Origin of the sequence: Dyadobacter jiangsuensis (assembly GCF_003014695.1) — a bacterium.
Lineage (GTDB): Bacteria > Bacteroidota > Bacteroidia > Cytophagales > Spirosomataceae > Dyadobacter > Dyadobacter jiangsuensis.
Window position 1 is genome coordinate 419,406 of the sequence record NZ_PYAS01000002.1, and the last position, 16,582, is coordinate 435,987.

Annotated in this window: 18 protein-coding genes; 11 read left to right on the forward strand and 7 right to left on the reverse strand. The window is 48.1% G+C overall.

The features are described 5' to 3' along the window. Positions 1–36: 36 nt before the first annotated feature. From CLV60_RS04985 to CLV60_RS05015, 7 genes are all read right to left on the reverse strand, one after another. Positions 37–1,530, reverse strand: coding sequence for a peptide MFS transporter (locus CLV60_RS04985; protein WP_106594283.1), 1,494 nt, complete (start codon positions 1,528–1,530; stop codon positions 37–39). Between the two features lie 157 nt (positions 1,531–1,687). Beyond that, on the reverse strand, positions 1,688–2,596 hold the full coding sequence (locus CLV60_RS04990) for a DUF8428 domain-containing protein (RefSeq protein ID WP_106594284.1): 909 nt from the start codon (positions 2,594–2,596) through the stop codon (positions 1,688–1,690). Between the two features lie 149 nt (positions 2,597–2,745). Beyond that, positions 2,746–3,528, reverse strand: coding sequence for a TPM domain-containing protein (locus CLV60_RS04995; protein ID WP_106594285.1), 783 nt, complete (start codon positions 3,526–3,528; stop codon positions 2,746–2,748). A gap of 3 nt (positions 3,529–3,531) precedes the next feature. Continuing rightward, on the reverse strand, positions 3,532–3,975 hold the full coding sequence (locus CLV60_RS05000; RefSeq protein WP_106594497.1) for a TPM domain-containing protein: 444 nt from the start codon (positions 3,973–3,975) through the stop codon (positions 3,532–3,534). 69 nt (positions 3,976–4,044) lie between these two features. Further along, the gene (locus CLV60_RS05005) at positions 4,045–4,626 is read right to left on the reverse strand and encodes a LemA family protein (protein WP_090152000.1); all 582 of its coding nucleotides are present in this window, start codon (positions 4,624–4,626) and stop codon (positions 4,045–4,047) included. Positions 4,627–4,773: 147 nt separating this feature from the next. Further along, complete coding sequence (locus CLV60_RS05010) at positions 4,774–5,964, reverse strand: deoxyribodipyrimidine photo-lyase (protein WP_106594286.1); 1,191 nt, start codon at positions 5,962–5,964, stop codon at positions 4,774–4,776. A gap of 131 nt (positions 5,965–6,095) precedes the next feature. Further along, on the reverse strand, positions 6,096–8,117 hold the full coding sequence (locus CLV60_RS05015) for a CHU_0125 family OmpA-like outer membrane integrity protein (protein ID WP_510185970.1): 2,022 nt from the start codon (positions 8,115–8,117) through the stop codon (positions 6,096–6,098). A 419-nt stretch (positions 8,118–8,536) separates the two neighbouring features. Between CLV60_RS05015 and rpsL the strand changes: the two genes are divergently transcribed. From rpsL to rpsC, 11 genes are all read left to right on the forward strand, one after another. After that, positions 8,537–8,950 carry a 30S ribosomal protein S12 gene (gene rpsL, locus CLV60_RS05020; protein ID WP_026350530.1) on the forward strand — a complete coding sequence of 138 codons (414 nt, stop codon included), beginning with the start codon at positions 8,537–8,539 and terminating at the stop codon, positions 8,948–8,950. A 120-nt stretch (positions 8,951–9,070) separates the two neighbouring features. Next, the gene (rpsG, locus tag CLV60_RS05025; RefSeq protein ID WP_015813785.1) at positions 9,071–9,538 is read left to right on the forward strand and encodes a 30S ribosomal protein S7; all 468 of its coding nucleotides are present in this window, start codon (positions 9,071–9,073) and stop codon (positions 9,536–9,538) included. A gap of 228 nt (positions 9,539–9,766) precedes the next feature. Next, positions 9,767–11,887, forward strand: a complete 2,121-nt coding sequence (gene fusA, locus CLV60_RS05030) for an elongation factor G (RefSeq protein WP_106594288.1) — start codon at positions 9,767–9,769, stop codon at positions 11,885–11,887. 135 nt (positions 11,888–12,022) lie between these two features. Beyond that, complete coding sequence (gene rpsJ / locus CLV60_RS05035) at positions 12,023–12,328, forward strand: 30S ribosomal protein S10 (protein WP_015813787.1); 306 nt, start codon at positions 12,023–12,025, stop codon at positions 12,326–12,328. Positions 12,329–12,610: 282 nt separating this feature from the next. Next, positions 12,611–13,231 carry a 50S ribosomal protein L3 gene (gene rplC / locus CLV60_RS05040; RefSeq protein ID WP_015813788.1) on the forward strand — a complete coding sequence of 207 codons (621 nt, stop codon included), beginning with the start codon at positions 12,611–12,613 and terminating at the stop codon, positions 13,229–13,231. A gap of 5 nt (positions 13,232–13,236) precedes the next feature. Beyond that, entirely contained in the window at positions 13,237–13,866 is a 630-nt protein-coding gene (gene rplD / locus CLV60_RS05045) for a 50S ribosomal protein L4 (protein ID WP_106594289.1), read from the forward strand. A gap of 2 nt (positions 13,867–13,868) precedes the next feature. Then, positions 13,869–14,156, forward strand: a complete 288-nt coding sequence (gene rplW / locus CLV60_RS05050) for a 50S ribosomal protein L23 (RefSeq protein ID WP_015813790.1) — start codon at positions 13,869–13,871, stop codon at positions 14,154–14,156. Positions 14,157–14,193: 37 nt separating this feature from the next. Then, positions 14,194–15,021, forward strand: a complete 828-nt coding sequence (gene rplB, locus CLV60_RS05055) for a 50S ribosomal protein L2 (protein WP_090152019.1) — start codon at positions 14,194–14,196, stop codon at positions 15,019–15,021. Positions 15,022–15,028: 7 nt separating this feature from the next. After that, on the forward strand, positions 15,029–15,307 hold the full coding sequence (gene rpsS / locus CLV60_RS05060) for a 30S ribosomal protein S19 (protein WP_015813792.1): 279 nt from the start codon (positions 15,029–15,031) through the stop codon (positions 15,305–15,307). 50 nt (positions 15,308–15,357) lie between these two features. After that, positions 15,358–15,732, forward strand: coding sequence for a 50S ribosomal protein L22 (rplV, locus tag CLV60_RS05065; protein WP_033402484.1), 375 nt, complete (start codon positions 15,358–15,360; stop codon positions 15,730–15,732). Between the two features lie 19 nt (positions 15,733–15,751). After that, entirely contained in the window at positions 15,752–16,576 is an 825-nt protein-coding gene (rpsC, locus tag CLV60_RS05070; RefSeq protein ID WP_019941739.1) for a 30S ribosomal protein S3, read from the forward strand. The last annotated feature ends 6 nt before the right edge of the window (positions 16,577–16,582 follow it).

Sequence of the window (16,582 nt, forward strand, 5' to 3'; positions counted from 1 at the left end):
TTTTGATGTATTTGTTTTTGAAGTATATAAAAAGACTCAGTGAATGCCACCCATCCAGCCTTTGATCGGCTTCCAGAATACGAGCAGGATCAGACCGAAAATGGTGGTAATAATGGCCACCTGGTTGAACAACGCCGGCATTTGCAGAATATTCGATTCGTCGAAACCGCCCGCAAAGAGTCCGGCGATCAGGTTACCGAGCGACGCACCCACAAACCAGATACCCATCAGCTGGCTCACGTAACGCTTTGGTGCCAGTTTAGTGTAAGAACTCAAACCAACAGGGCTCACGCAAAGCTCGCCTATGGTATGGAGGAAGTAGGTAAATGTGAGGAAAAACGGCGAAGCAAGTTCACCTTTGACCGCGATATTGGAGGCAGCCACCATGACGAAGAAGCTCAGGCCCAGCAATATCAAACCCATCGCGAATTTGACAGGAATGGAAGGGTTGCGGTTTTTGGAAGAAAGCGATATCCAAAGGCTCGCGAGTACCGGCGCGAAAATCAATACGAATGTAGGCTGGAAGTTCTGAAACCAGCTGGATGGCACTTCCCATCCGCCGATCATGCGCTGAGTATGGCGTTCGGCAAAGATTTGCAATGAAGTACCCGCCTGCTCATAACCCGCCCAGAACAATGCAATGGCCAGGAAGAGAATAATGAGTACGCCGACGCGGTACTTCTCCACGCGGGTAAGTCCGCCCGCGATGAGGATAAACAGGAAGTAAGCAGCCGAAATGGATACGATAATGATACCGGCACCTTGCGCAAGGCCCTGCGCGGTAGTCATATTTATCGTACCTGTGGATTGCAGCACGACCAGGAACACAACCAGCAGTGCGATGAGCCCGTACCCCAGCATTTTGCTGCTGCCCGACACCGGTGCCACTGCTTCTTCGCTGGCTTCCCTCGCCGATGGTACTTCACCGAGCCCTTTCAGGTGCGTAGCGCTTCCATACCGGAACACGATCAATCCAAGTAACATGCCTATTGCCGCCGCGCCAAAGCCCATATGCCAGTTGACCTTTTCACCCAGGTAACCCACAATGGCAATCCCCAGGAAAGATCCTAGGTTAATACCCATATAAAAGATAGAGAATGCCGCATCGCGCCGCGCGCCGCCTTCCGGGTAAAGTTCACCCACAATGGAGCTGATATTCGGTTTCAAAAGCCCGGTACCGACGGCAACGGTACTCAGTCCTAGGAAGAATATGGCTGATCCGGCTGGTACAGCCAGGATAATGTGCCCCAGCATAATGACGATGCCTCCGTACCAGATGGCTTTTTTCTGGCCCAGAATATTGTCGGCCAACCAGCCACCGGGTAGTGTGAGTAAGTAAACGGAAGCGGTATAAAGCCCGTAAATGGCCGTTCCTTCGGCTGCACTCATTCCCATTCCGCCTTTGATATTATCGAGGAGAAAAAGCAGAAGAATGGCCCGCATGCCATAATAGCTGAAACGTTCCCACATTTCGGCAAAGAACAAGACATACAGCCCTTTGGGGTGTTTTTGGGAAATCTGTGAAGACATAGAGAGAGAAGTGTTTTATTTGGTTTTTGGGGTTGTAAACAGATGTTTTTATCGTGCAAGATAGGAATTATGGGTAAATATCAATCAATCATAAAAATAAAAGCGGTAGCAGTTTGTAATGACTGCTACCGCTGTGAATAAACGTTTTACGACCGGCTTACTTAACGGAGAACGATCCTTCGCCGATTGAAAATCCTTCCGAATAGAGCTCGATGGTGTACTTGCCCGACGTGAATGGGGCGTCGCGGTCGTACATGATACTTACGTCCTGGTTGTTGTTGGAATAGGTAATGTCCTTGCTGATCGTGTAGCCTTGTTCCTGGCCATTATACTGGAAAACGCCGGAGCCGGTTTTGGTATCCGAAATCGTGGCACCGGTCGGATCGATAATACGCAGGTAGATGGTCTTGTCGTCGGTTGCGGTCAGCGGGTTCTTTTCGAGGATGAAGTCCACACGTACTTTGTCCACTCTTTTAGACTTCACATTTTCGCCCTCGCGCACTTTGCCTTTGGACGACACCGCGTACACCTTCACGTTACGTGCGCGCAAGGCAGCGGCCATGGTTACTTTCGATTCGAGCTCGGTGTTCTTCGCCTGAACGCCGCTCAGCGAATCCCGTACTGCCTGGCGGCTCGTCTGTAATTCATTTTTTTCTTGTGTAAGGCCCTCGTTCTGGCTGATCAGCTGCTGGTTCTCCTCACGAAGCTGAGCAATCTCGGTGTCCTTTTTGGTGAGAAATTCCTCATACTCCTTGATTTTCCGGCCCATGTTCGCATTGCCTTTGCGTAATGCCGCGCGATCGCTTTCGAGAGAGGCCTTTACTTTTTGCAGCTCGGCAATGTCGCCGCCGAGGTTCTGTACTTCGAGAATGCGCGCGTCGAGCTGTTTGGAGATCGAATCCAGCTTGATTTCGGAGGCTGCCAGTTCCTGAACCCGGGCTGTAAGGTCAGTTTCCTGCTTTCGGGTAATGTTGTGCTCTTTATAATAAAGGTATCCGAACACTGCTGCCAGGATGGTCATCAGGATCAATCCGACTACCAAACCGGTATTGCTTTTCCTTTCCATAAAACTTTGTTTAGGTTTTGGTGATATAGTTTATGGAATATGTACAAAAAAGCATGCCACTAGTATACGTCGCGCCAGGATGGTAAAACAAAAGCGGGTAGAAGACCGATGCTTCTACCCGCTTTCCTATTATAGATTGGTTTGGAACACTAGTAATCACCACCTGCGCCGCCGCCTCCGAAACTACCCCCTCCAAAACCGCCGAACCCTCCGCCATCACCTCCTCCGAAGCCGCCGCCCCAGTTGCCGGAACTACTACCACGGCCTGAATGCGTGGTGTAAGGAAAGAAAATAGGAGGGATGCCGATATCGCGATAGCCGCGGTTACCGCCACCTCCACCCCGGTTACGGAATATAATGATGAGAATAATAATGAATATGATCACGACAATCAGAATAGGAGGGAAGCCGTCCCCTTCGCCGCTGTCCTGTTTCGGATCCGCCTTATACTCGCCCGAAGCATATTTGAATATCATATCGACGCCGTCGTTGAGGCCCTGGTAAAATTGCCCGGCCTTGAACTGCGGCGTGATCACCTGCGAAACGATGCGTTTGGCGATCGCATCGGGAACTGCGCCTTCGAGACCATAGCCCGTTGCGATAAACACTTTTCGTTCTTTCGGAGCCCAGAGCAACACGATACCGTTGTTTTTGCCTTTCTGGCCTACACCCCATTCGGTACCGAGCTTGAATGCGTAGTCGGCAATGGGGTAATCGCCCAATGTCGGTACGGTTACGATCACGATCTGAGAGGATGTGGAGTCGTTATAGGCCACGAGTTTCTGTTCCAGCATTTGCCTTTCGTTGGGGCTAAGCTGGTTGGCAAGGTCATTTACGAGCCTTGGAGGATCGGGCTTGGGCGGAATATCCTGCGCCTGCACGCCGGCGAAGGCCGCGATGACAAGCAATAGGTAAATGATGAATTGCTTCATAGTTTATTGGCCGAACGAAATATCGTCCGGAAGTTCATTGATGTCGCCGGACTGGTAGGGGAAGTGTTTTTTCAGTTGCAAGCCGGCTTCCAGGATGCCGTGCCGAAGCCCTTCCTTATACTCTCCTGCTTTGAAGTGGTTCCGGAGGAGCTCTTTGGTACTGTCCCAGAAGTTGGCAGTGACTTTTTCATCTATTCCCTTATCGCCAAGTACCGCAAATTTCCGGTCTTCGTAAGCTAGGTAAAACAATACCCCGTTGCGTTCTGCGGTTTCGTGCAGGTGCAAGAAGAGGAATACTTCCTTGGCCCGTTCCATGACGTCGGGAGTAGGGCATTTCTTTTCGATATGCACTTTCACTTCGCCGGAAGTCTGTTTTTCTGCTTCCTGAATAGCCTCAATGATGTACTGCTGCTCTTCGTCGGTGAAAAATAGGGATTCGGTTGCCATGGGGCCGGATTGGTACGGATGGATGAAAAACATTGCGCCGGGCTTTTTGAAATGGCCCGGCGCTGAAAGTTAGAATTGTACGGTAGGCGCTTTTTCGGAACCCGGAGCGGCCGTGAAGTAGCCTTTCTGGGAGAAACCGAACACCCCGGCGAAGAGGTTGGTCGGGAAGGTGCGCACTTCCTGGTTATAATCCTTCACTACCGTATTGAACTTGCCGCGTTCTACGGTAATGCGGTTTTCGGTGCCTTCGAGCTGAGCTTGCAGTTCGAGGAAGTTCTGGTTGGCTTTCAGTTGCGGATATTGTTCTACCGATACCAGCAGGCGTGACAACGAACCGCTCAACTGATCCTGCGCTGCCTGGAATTTGGCAATGTTTTCAGGGGTAAGCTGGTCGGCATTGATCGTGGTTTGCGTGGCTTTACTGCGTGCCTCGATCACGGCTGTCAATGTGCTTTTTTCAAAATCGGCAGCACCCTTCACGGTGTTTACCAGGTTGGGGATAAGGTCCGCGCGGCGCTGATACTGGCTTTCCACTCCGGCCCAAGCCTCTTTTACGACCTCATCTTTTTGTACGAGGCCATTATATTTACCGCAGCCAACAAATCCGAGAATCAGAACAACGACGATAACTGCAATGAGTCCTTTTGACATTTTAATATTCAGTTTAGAGTTATTGAATGTGGTTCAAAGTTGACCAAAGCTAGCAAAATCTTTAAGAAAAACTACACAACCGGTTCCCAGAGGCAATATGGGCCTGCTAGCGTCGGATGGCGGGTTTTGAAGTAAAAATTAGGTAAATTAATCTTCCCCCACACCGGCGATGTTATTCCAGCGGCCCCAGTTTACGGATGCTTCATAATCCAGGAGCAGGCTTTCAAAATACATCGCGCCCCAGGTCCAGTTAATGTCCAGGTCGTCGACGAGATATTGAGCCGCGGATTCGCGCTCGGCAGCGGTAATGAAACCGGTGATAGCCAGCTTTTGGATAATAGCATTTATTGCCTGACTTTCGGTTTGTCCGTTTATCCATTTTTCAAATGCGGCATTGTCATTCTTCCAGCGACGGTTGAAATGATGTTTCACCCCACTCGGCTTGAACATCCGCGGACCAAACCGGAGCAACGTCCAATGCAGGAATTCCCGTTTCAGCAGGTTGGTAATGATAGGATCTTCCGTTACGGCATGCGACTGGGCAGTTTTGACACTCCGATAGATGTAAGATGCCGAAATACAGCCCAGCGATAACCAATCGGAAAGCCGTGTGTCGGTAAGGGGCTCTGCCGATGCGTAGGCAATGTCCTTTTTTACATATTGCGCTACATACTCCTTCAAAACTGCCAATGCGTGGGTTTCTCCGCCTGTGGATGCACCGGAGATTTCTCCCGGCAGCTCTTTCGGATCAATGCCCAGTTCCGGTAATCCGGGAATGGCGCCGGCTTCGAAATCGGCTGGCAATGTAATTGCTTCCGGCGTAGGGAACTGGTCCTTAATTTTAAGATCGTTGCTTAGCAGGCGTTCGAATTCCGAAAAGCCGGACGGCAGCTTCGACACCGGGAATGGGAGATCAAATGCACTGATCATCGTGTCCATCCAGAACAGTTTGATATCGACGTTCGCCGTTTTGAGGTTTTTACTCAATGAAGACTCGATGCGGGTTTCCTGTGGGGCTATTTCCTTACTCGTGTAAACATAGTCGGCATTGTAATCTTCGGCCAGTTTAGCCACAATCTCTTCCGGCTTACCGGTGCGGATGAGCAAGTCGCCGCCCTTTTGCCGGATATTTTTGCGAAGCTCGGCAACGGATTCGATCAGGAAGCGTGCGCGTAATGCGCCGGTTCTGCGAAAGCCGAGTTTGGTTTTCTCAAATTGACGGGGATCAAAAACATATACGGGTATGATCTCGCTGGCGGAACCAACGGCAGCGGAAAGCGCCTGGTTATCCTTTAACCTCAAATCATTCCTGAACCAATAGATTATGCGTCGGGCCATTTATTACTAACTGATAATTATTCTTCGGGATATATTGTAAATGCAAGTATACGAAAAATGAACCGGGCGTATAAGAAAAAGCCCGCTGCGAAATCGATCGGTTCACAGCGGGCTTTCTATCGTCGGGTAAATCAATAACTCAGGATCGTGAATTCGGTACGACGGTTGCGCTGGTGCTCTTCCTCTGTTTTGGCATTGGGGATAATGAGTTCCCTTTCACCGTAACCTTTGGCTTCCATCCTGTCGGCTTCGATACCCTTTGAATTCAGGTAAGCCACGGCCGACTCGGCACGGTTTTGCGAGAGCGTCATGTTGTAGGCGTCGGTTGCACGTGCATCCGTATGCGAACTGAGCTCGATCGTCATCGTCGGGTTATCTTTCAGGATCTGAACGAGCTTGTCCAGCTCCACGGCGGCGTCCGGGCGGATATTGTATTTGTTCAAATCGTAGTAGATGTTTTCCAGAACGAAAGTTTTGTTCAGTTCCAGTTTGTCGAGCTTGACGATCACATTGAATGTGGTGTCCGTCAGTTCTTTGGTCAGGAATATCGGCGGAATGTTACGGCCCGACATCGAGAATGGCTCGCGCTTGCTGATATAGCCTTTACGTTGAACGAGGAGTTGGTATGACTTACCTTCTTCTACCGGCTGTCTGCCAAACTTGCCGTCCTTGGCAGTTGGGAACTCGGCGACCTGCGTATCCGACGTGTCCGGCAGAATGTGCACCACGGCCGAATCGATCGGGGTAGGGGTTTCTCCATTATCGAGCACGGTTCCGGCCAGGAAGTAGCGCACCACTTTCCGTTTGCCATTAATATAGTTCGGGTTGTTCGGGTTAAGCGGATCGTTCGGGTCGTTGTGTTTCGCGATTTTGGTCGTGTCCTCTTCTTCCGGTCCGGAGAAATAGTAAATGTCGTCGTCACCCTTGCCGCCATCGCGGTTGGATGCGAAGAAGCCCTTGGTCAGATTTTGGTAAAATACCAGTCCGAAATCGTCCTGCGGGCTGTTGAATGGGAGTCCCATGTTTTCGATCGTAATCACACCCTGTGTTCTGGTTGCTGAAAACAAATCGAGCTTGCCGAGACCCGGGTGGCCATCGGAAGCGAAATAGAGTTTTCCACCCTCGGCTACGTAGGGGAACATGTCGTCGCCAGGGGTATTAATGTCGCGACCCATGTTCACCGGACGGCTGAACCGGCCTGATGCGTCCATATTGGTCCGGTAGATGTCGATGCCGCCTATACCGCCTGCGCGGTTGGAAGCGAAGTACAGTGTTTTGCCGTCACGCGAGAATGCGGGCGAGCCGTCCCATGCGAGGGAATCGTTGATAGGCAGAATTGCGGGTGGCGTCCATTGCCCATTGATGTTACGGCTCATGTAAAGATCCACATCCACGCCGCCGTTCTTTTTGCCGGTATTACCTCTTGCAAAAACGAGTGTTTTACCGTCCGGAGAGAATGCGGGTGAGCCTTCATTGGCATCAGGAGAGAAAATTTCCTGACTAAACACCACCGGGTTTCCTTGTGTGTTACCCGCGTCCGATGCGATATTGATTTTATAGAGTCCCAGCATCGGCTGGCCGTTGTTCTTATAGATTTTTTCTTTTTTGGAAGAAGAGAAAACCAGCTCATTACCGACCACGGTAGGTGAAAACTCAGAACCTGCCGTATTGAGGGGAAGCGATTTCAGCGTGACCTCCATTTTAGTGGTTTTCAACCGATCGGCGATTTTCAGGATCTCGACTTCGCGCAATGCACGTTCCTGCAAGTTCTGCGGTACGTTCTGGCCTTTGGCGAACTCAGCGAACTGGGCGGAAGCGTCGGCATAGTCCCCGGTTGTTTTCAATGCATAGGCATACTGAAAACGGGCATCGGGATTGGTAATGCCTCCGTCGAGCGCTTTTTTGTAATAGGGGACAGCCTCTTTGAAGCGGTTGGAGAGGCGGTAGGATTCGGCGATCAGGTAGCTCGTCTGTGCCGGTTCAATATTGGCTTCGGCGGCTTTCTGGAAACCCTTGATGGCAAGGTCGTATTCTCCGTTCGCAAATTTCTTTTGGCCGTCTTTGTATGCCTGCATCGCCGAGTTGCAGCCGGACAAGTATAAACACGAAGCAAAACAAACTATGAGAGTAAAGTAACTCCGGAAAAGTTTCATAATGTAGAGTATAAAATCAAACGATTCGACGCGCACTGGGTTTCTGAAAAACAATACTAATAAACAACGATTGGAAATAAAATTCGGGATACTATATAGGAAGAATTTTATTCGAAAAATGAGCTTTTCATGAATTTCTGCTGCATTTATCCGCCGGAACCCACCATTCTTTCCAAATCCAACGGTTACATATCGATCATTTCCTGACTACTGCCTGACAACCTCCTGACCACAACATGACTATTTCCTGACCACTACCTGACAACTCCTGACAGAGAATGGTGGGGAGCGGGCGAAAAAAAGTTGTTAACGGTTTGTAAATCAAGGATGGTTTATTACTTTTGCAGTCCGATTTTTCGGGAAAAGTGTTTATATAACAAACGGCCGATTAGTTAATCGTGTCAAAATCAAATTGTTAAATGCCTACTATTTCACAATTAGTCCGTAAAGGTAGAGAGACCATTACATGGAAATCCAAGTCTCCGGCTTTGGATTCATGCCCTCAGCGTCGGGGCGTGTGCACCCGGGTGTACACTACTACGCCTAAGAAGCCAAACTCGGCGCTTCGTAAAGTAGCCCGTGTTCGTCTGTCGAACAACAAGGAGGTGAACGCCTACATCCCAGGTGAAGGCCACAACCTGCAAGAGCACTCGATCGTATTGATCCGTGGTGGACGTGTAAAGGATTTGCCAGGTGTTCGTTACCACATCATCCGCGGTGCATTGGATACTGCAGGTGTTAACGGCCGTAAGCAACGTCGTTCTAAATACGGTGCTAAGCGCCCGAAACCAGGACAAGCTCCGGCAGCACCAGTAAAAGGTAAGAAAAAATAAAAAGTAACTCTCTCTGCTTTTATTAAGTAATTCAAATCTTATAAAAGGGAAGTAATCCTGATCATTACCTCAGGGTGAATAAGTTGCAAAACGAAACCTCGTTAAAAAAATTAAGACAAAATGAGAAAGTCGAAACCTAAGAAAAGATATATCCTTCCTGATCCTAAGTTCAGGGACGTACAGGTTACCAAATTCGTTAACAACCTGATGTACGAAGGAAAGAAGAGCATTGCCTTCACTATTTTCTACGATGCATTGGAACTGGTTGAGAAAAAAACCAGCGAAAATGGTCTGGAAACATGGAGAAAAGCATTGAACAATGTTACTCCTTCTGTGGAAGTGAAGAGCCGTCGTGTAGGTGGTGCTACTTTCCAGGTTCCTACCGAAGTTCGTCCTGAGCGCAAGCAGTCGTTGGGCATGAAATGGTTGATCAACTATTCCCGCAAGCGTGGCGAAAAGACAATGGTTGACCGTCTGGCTGGCGAAATCATCGCTGCTGCGAAAGGTGAAGGTGCTGCTGTGAAGAAGAAAGACGATACGCACCGTATGGCAGATGCCAACAAGGCGTTCTCGCACTTCCGTTTCTAATCAGGAGCGCAGACATAGATTATGGTCGGGAGCCCGGTTTGTCCGGGTTCCCGATTTTTATTTTAGTGGTTTTGAGAAAAATAACTTTTCCTTAATTGTTTTTATAATCAACAATTTATACTTTTGCGCTCTGAATTTTCAAAACCAGCACTTTACGCTAAGAGGAAAGTTCGAACAGCTTCGCATTGAATTGCACTTTGAATATAAAAAAACACATCACCATCTGTCATGGCACGTGATTTAAGATTAACAAGAAACATAGGTATTGCTGCGCACATCGATGCCGGTAAAACAACGACAACGGAGCGTATCCTTTACTACGCAGGGGTTAGCCACAAAATCGGAGAGGTGCACGATGGTGCTGCTACGATGGACTGGATGGAGCAGGAGCAGGAGCGTGGTATCACTATTACTTCCGCTGCTACGACTGTTAACTGGAACTACCGCAACGAGAAATACCACATCAACATCATCGATACTCCGGGACACGTTGACTTCACCGTTGAAGTAAACCGTTCTCTTCGTGTATTGGATGGTCTTGTGTTCCTTTTCAGTGCAGTAGATGGTGTTGAGCCTCAGTCAGAAACTAACTGGCGTCTGGCTAACAACTATAATGTTGCCCGTATCGGTTTCGTAAACAAAATGGACCGTTCAGGTGCTGACTTCCTGAAAGTTTGTACGCAGGTGAAAGAAATGCTGGGCAGCTACGCTGTACCTCTTCAATTGCCTATCGGCGCAGAAGATACTTTCCGTGGTGTGGTTGACCTCGTTAACTTCCGCGGTATCGAGTGGAACGAAGCTGATAAAGGTATGACTTTCACTGAGGTGCCTATTCCTGACGATATGCTGGAAGAAGCTACCGAATGGAGAGAGAAATTGCTCGAAGCGGTTGCTGAGTTCGACGACACTTTGATGGAGAAATATTTTGAAGATCCTAACTCGATCTCGGAAGACGAAATCCTTGCTGCATTGCGCGCTGCGACTATCAGCATGAAGATCGTTCCGATGGTGTGCGGTTCTTCTTTCAAAAACAAAGGCGTTCAAACTATGCTGGATTACGTGATGGCTATCCTGCCTTCACCACTGGATCGCGAGAACATCGTTGGTACAGATCCACGCACTGGTGCTGAAATCAGCCGTAAGCCGTCTGAAACAGATCCTTTCTGTGCATTGGCATTCAAAATTGCAACGGACCCTTACGTAGGTCGCCTTTGCTTCATCCGTTCTTACTCGGGTGTACTAGAATCAGGTTCTTATGTATTGAACAACCGTTCAGGAAACAAAGAGCGTATCTCCCGTATTTTCCAAATGCACGCCAACAAGCAAAATCAGATCGACAAGCTTGAAGCAGGTGATATTGGTGCGGTAGTAGGTTTTAAAGATATCAAAACAGGAGATACCCTTTCAGAAGAGAAATCGCCTATCATCCTCGAATCAATGGTGTTCCCAGAGCCGGTAATCGGTTATGCGATCGAGCCTAAGAAAGCGGCTGACAGCGATAACTTCTCGAAAGCGATCACCAAACTGATCGAAGAAGATCCGACTCTTCAGGTTGAATCTAACGAGGAGACTGGTCAAACGATCATCAAAGGTATGGGTGAGCTTCACCTTGAAATCATCATCGACCGTATGCGTCGTGAGTTCAAAGTGGAAGTAAACCAGGGTGCTCCTCAGGTTGCTTACAAAGAGATCCTTACCAAGAACTTCGAACACCGCGAGGTTTACAAGAAACAAACGGGTGGTCGTGGTAAATTCGCTGATATCGTATTCGAAATCGGGCCACGTGACGATAACGAGGAAGGTAAAGAGCCGAAACAAGGCTTGCAGTTTGTGAACGAAGTTGTGGGTGGTGCTATCCCTCGCGAATTCATCGCTCCTGTACAGAAAGGTTTCGAAGCTGCGATGATCAACGGTGCATTGGCAGGGTTCCCATTGGATTCCATGAAAGTGCGTTTGTTCCACGGTTCATTCCACGATGTCGATTCAGATTCACTCTCTTTCGAATTGGCTGCCAAGCTTGGTTTCAAAGAAGCTGCGCGTAACGCCGGATCGAAATTGCTGGAACCGATCATGCACGTAGAAGTTCTGACTCCGGACGAGTATACTGGTCCTATCACAGGTGACTTGAACCGTCGTCGTGGTATCATGCGCGGTATGGACACCCGTAACGGTGCGCAGGTGATTAAGGCTGATGTACCTTTGTCAGAATTGTTCGGTTACGTAACTGACCTTCGTACGATGTCATCAGGCCGTGCTACTGCATCCTTGACATTCGCTTACTACGAAATCGTACCGAATAACATCGCTGAGGGTGTTATCGAGAAGGCGAAAGGTCTCGTTAAAGCTTAATACATTTAAAGCGTTGCAGGAGCAATTTCTGCAACGCTTTCTTTATGATATAGCCTGTGAAGTAAATGGTTCTTTTGCAGGTGTAATTGTCAGGTAACCTGGCGAGATTTTCTGAACCGGAAACAAACCAATACAATGAATCAAAAGATCCGTATCAAACTTCGGTCATTCGACCACAACTTGGTTGACAAATCAGCTGAGAAAATCGTTAAGGCAGTAAAGGCAACAGGCGCGGTAGTAAGCGGTCCTATTCCTTTGCCTACAAAGACAGAGAAATTCACTGTTCTTCGTTCGCCGCACGTTAACAAGAAATCAAGAGAGCAGTTCCAGCTTTGTACTTACAAGCGTTTGGTGGATATCTTCTCTACAAGTGCAAAAACAGTAGACGCCCTGATGAAGCTCGAATTGCCAAGCGGTGTTGATGTAGAGATCAAGGTTTAGTAATACCGACTTATTCATTAAGTCATCACATAAATTGGATGAAGGTCCGGGTTCCTCTGGAAACCACATCTGAGCTCAGAAAAGCCTGACAGGCAAAGGGTTAACCCCAAAATCAGTCGGCTTATCGAAAAAAGAGGTCAGATGTTCGTTCATCTGACCTTTTTTGCTGATTATCAGCGAGAAATATTTTTAGGCTGCTAGGATATAAAATTCGTTTTTTCTACCTTTGCAGTCCGTTTTAAAGAATAAGGGGTTTTTACCTGCTAAATTTAAATTTCAAACATGTCTGGTTTAATTGGTAAAAAAATCGGAATGACTAGTTTGTACAATGCTGACGGGCAGGCTCTGGCATGTACTGTGATCCAAGCTGGTCCTTGTGTTGTAACACAAGTTAGGTCCGAAGAAAAGGATGGCTATAAGGCTATCCAGTTAGGTTTTGGTGAGAAGAAAGAAAAGAACACCTCCCAGCCTCTGATTGGCCACTTCAAGAAAGCCAACACGACTCCCAAGCAAAAATTGGTTGAGTTCAAGGAATTCGAAGTGGAACATGAACTTGGAACTTCATTGTCCGTACAGGACATCTTTGAAGAAGGCGAGTTTGTTGACGTAGTAGGATCTGCCAAAGGTCGTGGTTTCCAAGGTGTTGTAAAACGTCACGGATTCGGCGGGGTAGGTGGTCAGACGCACGGTCAGCACAACAGGGCCCGTCACCCAGGTTCGATTGGTGCTTGTTCATTCCCATCACGCGTATTCAAAGGTATCCGTATGGGTGGACGCATGGGTAACAATCGTGTAAAGATTCAGAATTTGCGTATTCTGAAAGTGATACCTGAGCAAAACATTCTCGTTGTGAGTGGCTCGGTACCTGGTTCAAAGAATTCATTTCTAATCATTGAGAAGTAGTACCAATGGAACTGTCCGTATTAAATATAAAAGGAGAAGATACCGGCAAGAAGGTAAACGTGTCCGAGGAAGTATTCGGCATCGAACCTAATACGCACGCTATCTATCTCGATGTAAAGCTTTACCTGGCCAACCAGCGTCAGGGAACGCACAAATCAAAGGAGCGTGCAGAGGTTAGTCTCTCAACACGCAAGCTGAAACGCCAAAAAGGAACCGGCGGTGCTCGTGCAGGTAGCATGAAGTCACCCGTGTTCGTAGGTGGTGGTCGTATTTTCGGTCCACGCCCACGTACTTACGGTTTCAAGCTGAACAAGAAAGTAAAAGCGCTGGCGCGCAAATCTGCGCTTTCAGTTAAAGCTGCTTCTTCCGCTATCTCTGTTTTGGAAGCCTTCACTTTTGATGCTCCTAAAACAAAGTCTTACCTGAATGTTTTGAATTCCCTTTCACTGGTGAACACCAAGACATTATTGATCCTTCCTGAGATCGATAACAATGTGTACCTGTCAAGCCGTAACATTCCAAAAGCGAAAGTTACTACTGTTGATTCGGTAAATACATATGACCTGATGAATGCAGACCGTCTTCTGATAAGTGAATCTGCGATTTCTATTTTGGAAACCCAATTGAACAAATAACAATGAGTGTACTGAAACGTCCGATTATTACTGAAAAGGTAACGGCTCAGGGTGGTCAAGGTAAATACGCTTTCGAAGTCTCCCTTACTGCAAACAAGGTAGAGATCAAGAAGGCTGTTGAGAAACTGTTCGGGGTTACCGTAGAAAGCGTTCACACCATGCGTAGCATTGGTAAAAGCAAATCCCGCACATCGGGAGGTAAGTTTGTCACTGGAAAAACGTCAACTATCAAAAAGGCGATCATTACAGTAGCCGAAGGCGAAGCCATCGATATCTACGGTGAAGCCTAGTTGAACGATTTTAAATCATTAGACGAGTTAATAGCAAATGGCAGTTAAAAAATTAAAACCTACAAGTGCTGGTCAGCGTTTCCGCTCGGCTCCTACATTCGAGGAGATCACCGCGTCGAAGCCTGAGAAGAGTCTTCTGGAACCCATCAAAAGAACAGGTGGTCGTAACAGCCAGGGACATCGTACCATGCGATATATTGGTGGCGGTCACAAGAAAAAATACCGCGTTATCGACTTCAAAAGAAATCGTTTCGACGCTCCCGCTACTGTCCTTACGATCGAATACGATCCAAACCGCTCAGCGCGTATCGCCCTGATCCAGTTTGAGGACCAAGAAAAACGTTACATCATCGCTCCGAACGGCCTGAAAGTTGGACAAGTTATCGTGTCTGGCAATTCAGTAGCTCCTGAGGTTGGAAATGCCCTTCCATTGGGATCTATGCCTGTCGGTACGATCGTACACAATATCGAATTGACTCCTGGTAAAGGTGGTCAGTTTGCAAGAAGCGCCGGCGCTTACGCGCAGCTGGTAGCGAGAGAAGGTGGTAAATATGCCGTATTGAAAATGCCATCAGGCGAAATGCGTATGGTATTGGCTACTTGTATCGCAACAGTTGGTGTAGTTTCGAATGCTAGCCACATGAACGTTTCGCTTGGAAAAGCAGGACGCAGAAGATGGTTGGGACGTCGTCCACGCGTACGTGGTGTTGCTATGAACCCTGTTGATCACCCGATGGGTGGTGGTGAAGGCCGTTCGTCAGGAGGTCAGCCTCGTTCTAGAAATGGTCAGTTCGCGAAGGGTCTTAAGACACGTAACCGCAACAAGCATTCTGAGAAATTGATTATCAGCCGTCGTAAAAAATAAGTAGAACATGGCACGCTCATTAAAAAAAGGACCATATATCGACTTTCGTCTCGAAGCCAAAGTTGAAACGATGAACAACTCGTCGCGTAAATCTGTCATCAAGACCTGGTCGCGACGCTCAATGATTTCGCCTGATTTTATCGGGCACACATTTGCAGTTCACAACGGAAACAAATTCATTCCGGTTTACGTGACTGAAAACATGGTAGGACACAAACTGGGCGAGTTCTCTCCAACCCGTAACTTCCGTGGCCACACCGCAAAAAAAGATAAAGGAAGAAAATAATTTGTCGACGTAGCTGGTCCTAACGGACGAGCCGATATCTGAAAAGAAACATGGAAGCAAGAGCTATATTAAAAGACGTGCCTACCTCTCCTCGCAAGATGAGATTGGTGGCCGACATGATTCGCGGACAGAAGGTCAGCAAAGCGTTGGCACTTTTGAAATTCCAACCGAGAGCTTCATCGCCGGTTTTGCACAAAGTTCTTCTTTCAGCAGTTGCCAACTGGCAGCAACTGAACGAAGGATCAAAACTGGAAGACGCTGACCTGATCGTTAAAACCGTTTTCATCGACGGTGGACGTATGTTGAAGCGTTTGCGCCCTGCACCTCAGGGAAGAGCACACAGAATCCGTAAGCGTTCTAACCACATCACGATCGTGGTTGACGACGCGTCGGTGTCAGTAAATGAAGCAGTAATCGAATCATAAGTAAAACGATCTATTTCGAATGGGACAAAAGGTTAATCCGATAGGTCTAAGACTAGGAATTGTTAGAGGATGGGAATCTAGCTGGTACGGAGGAAAGGACTTCTCTGACAAACTGGTTGAAGACGAGAAAATCCGTAACTACATCAAAGCACGTATCCCGAAAGGATCGATTTCAAAAGTAGTTATTGAACGTACATTGAAGCGCATCACGTTGACGATCCACACTGCCCGTCCGGGTATCGTGATCGGAAAAGGTGGTAGCGAAGTTGATAAAATCAAAGAAGAGCTTAAAAAGATTACAGGCAAAGATGTTCAGATCAACATCTACGAAATCAAACGTCCTGAAATCGATGCGAAACTGGTAGGCGAAGCTATCGCTCAGCAATTGCAGGCTCGTATTTCTTACCGTCGTGCGATGAAGCAATCGATCGCTTCTGCAATGCGTGTAGGAACACAAGGAATCAAAATTCGTTTGGCAGGTCGTCTGGGTGGTGCTGAAATGGCCCGTACAGAAGAATACAAAGAAGGACGTATTCCTTTGCATACATTGAGAGCGGACATCGATTACGCTATCTCCGAAGCACAAACTATCTACGGTAAGATCGGTATTAAAGTATGGATCTTCAAAGGTGAATTGTACGGAAAGCGTGACCTGACTCCAAGCGCAGCTACTGCGGCATCCGACAGAGCTGAAAGAAGCGCACAAGGCGGCGAGCGTGGTAACGATCGCGGCGGACGTGGCGACAGAAGAGGCGGTCGTGACAGAAACGACGGTGCTCCACGTGGCGAAGGAGGAGGCGGTGATGCAGATCGTCGCAAACGCAACAAGAACAAGAAGAAGTAATCAGAT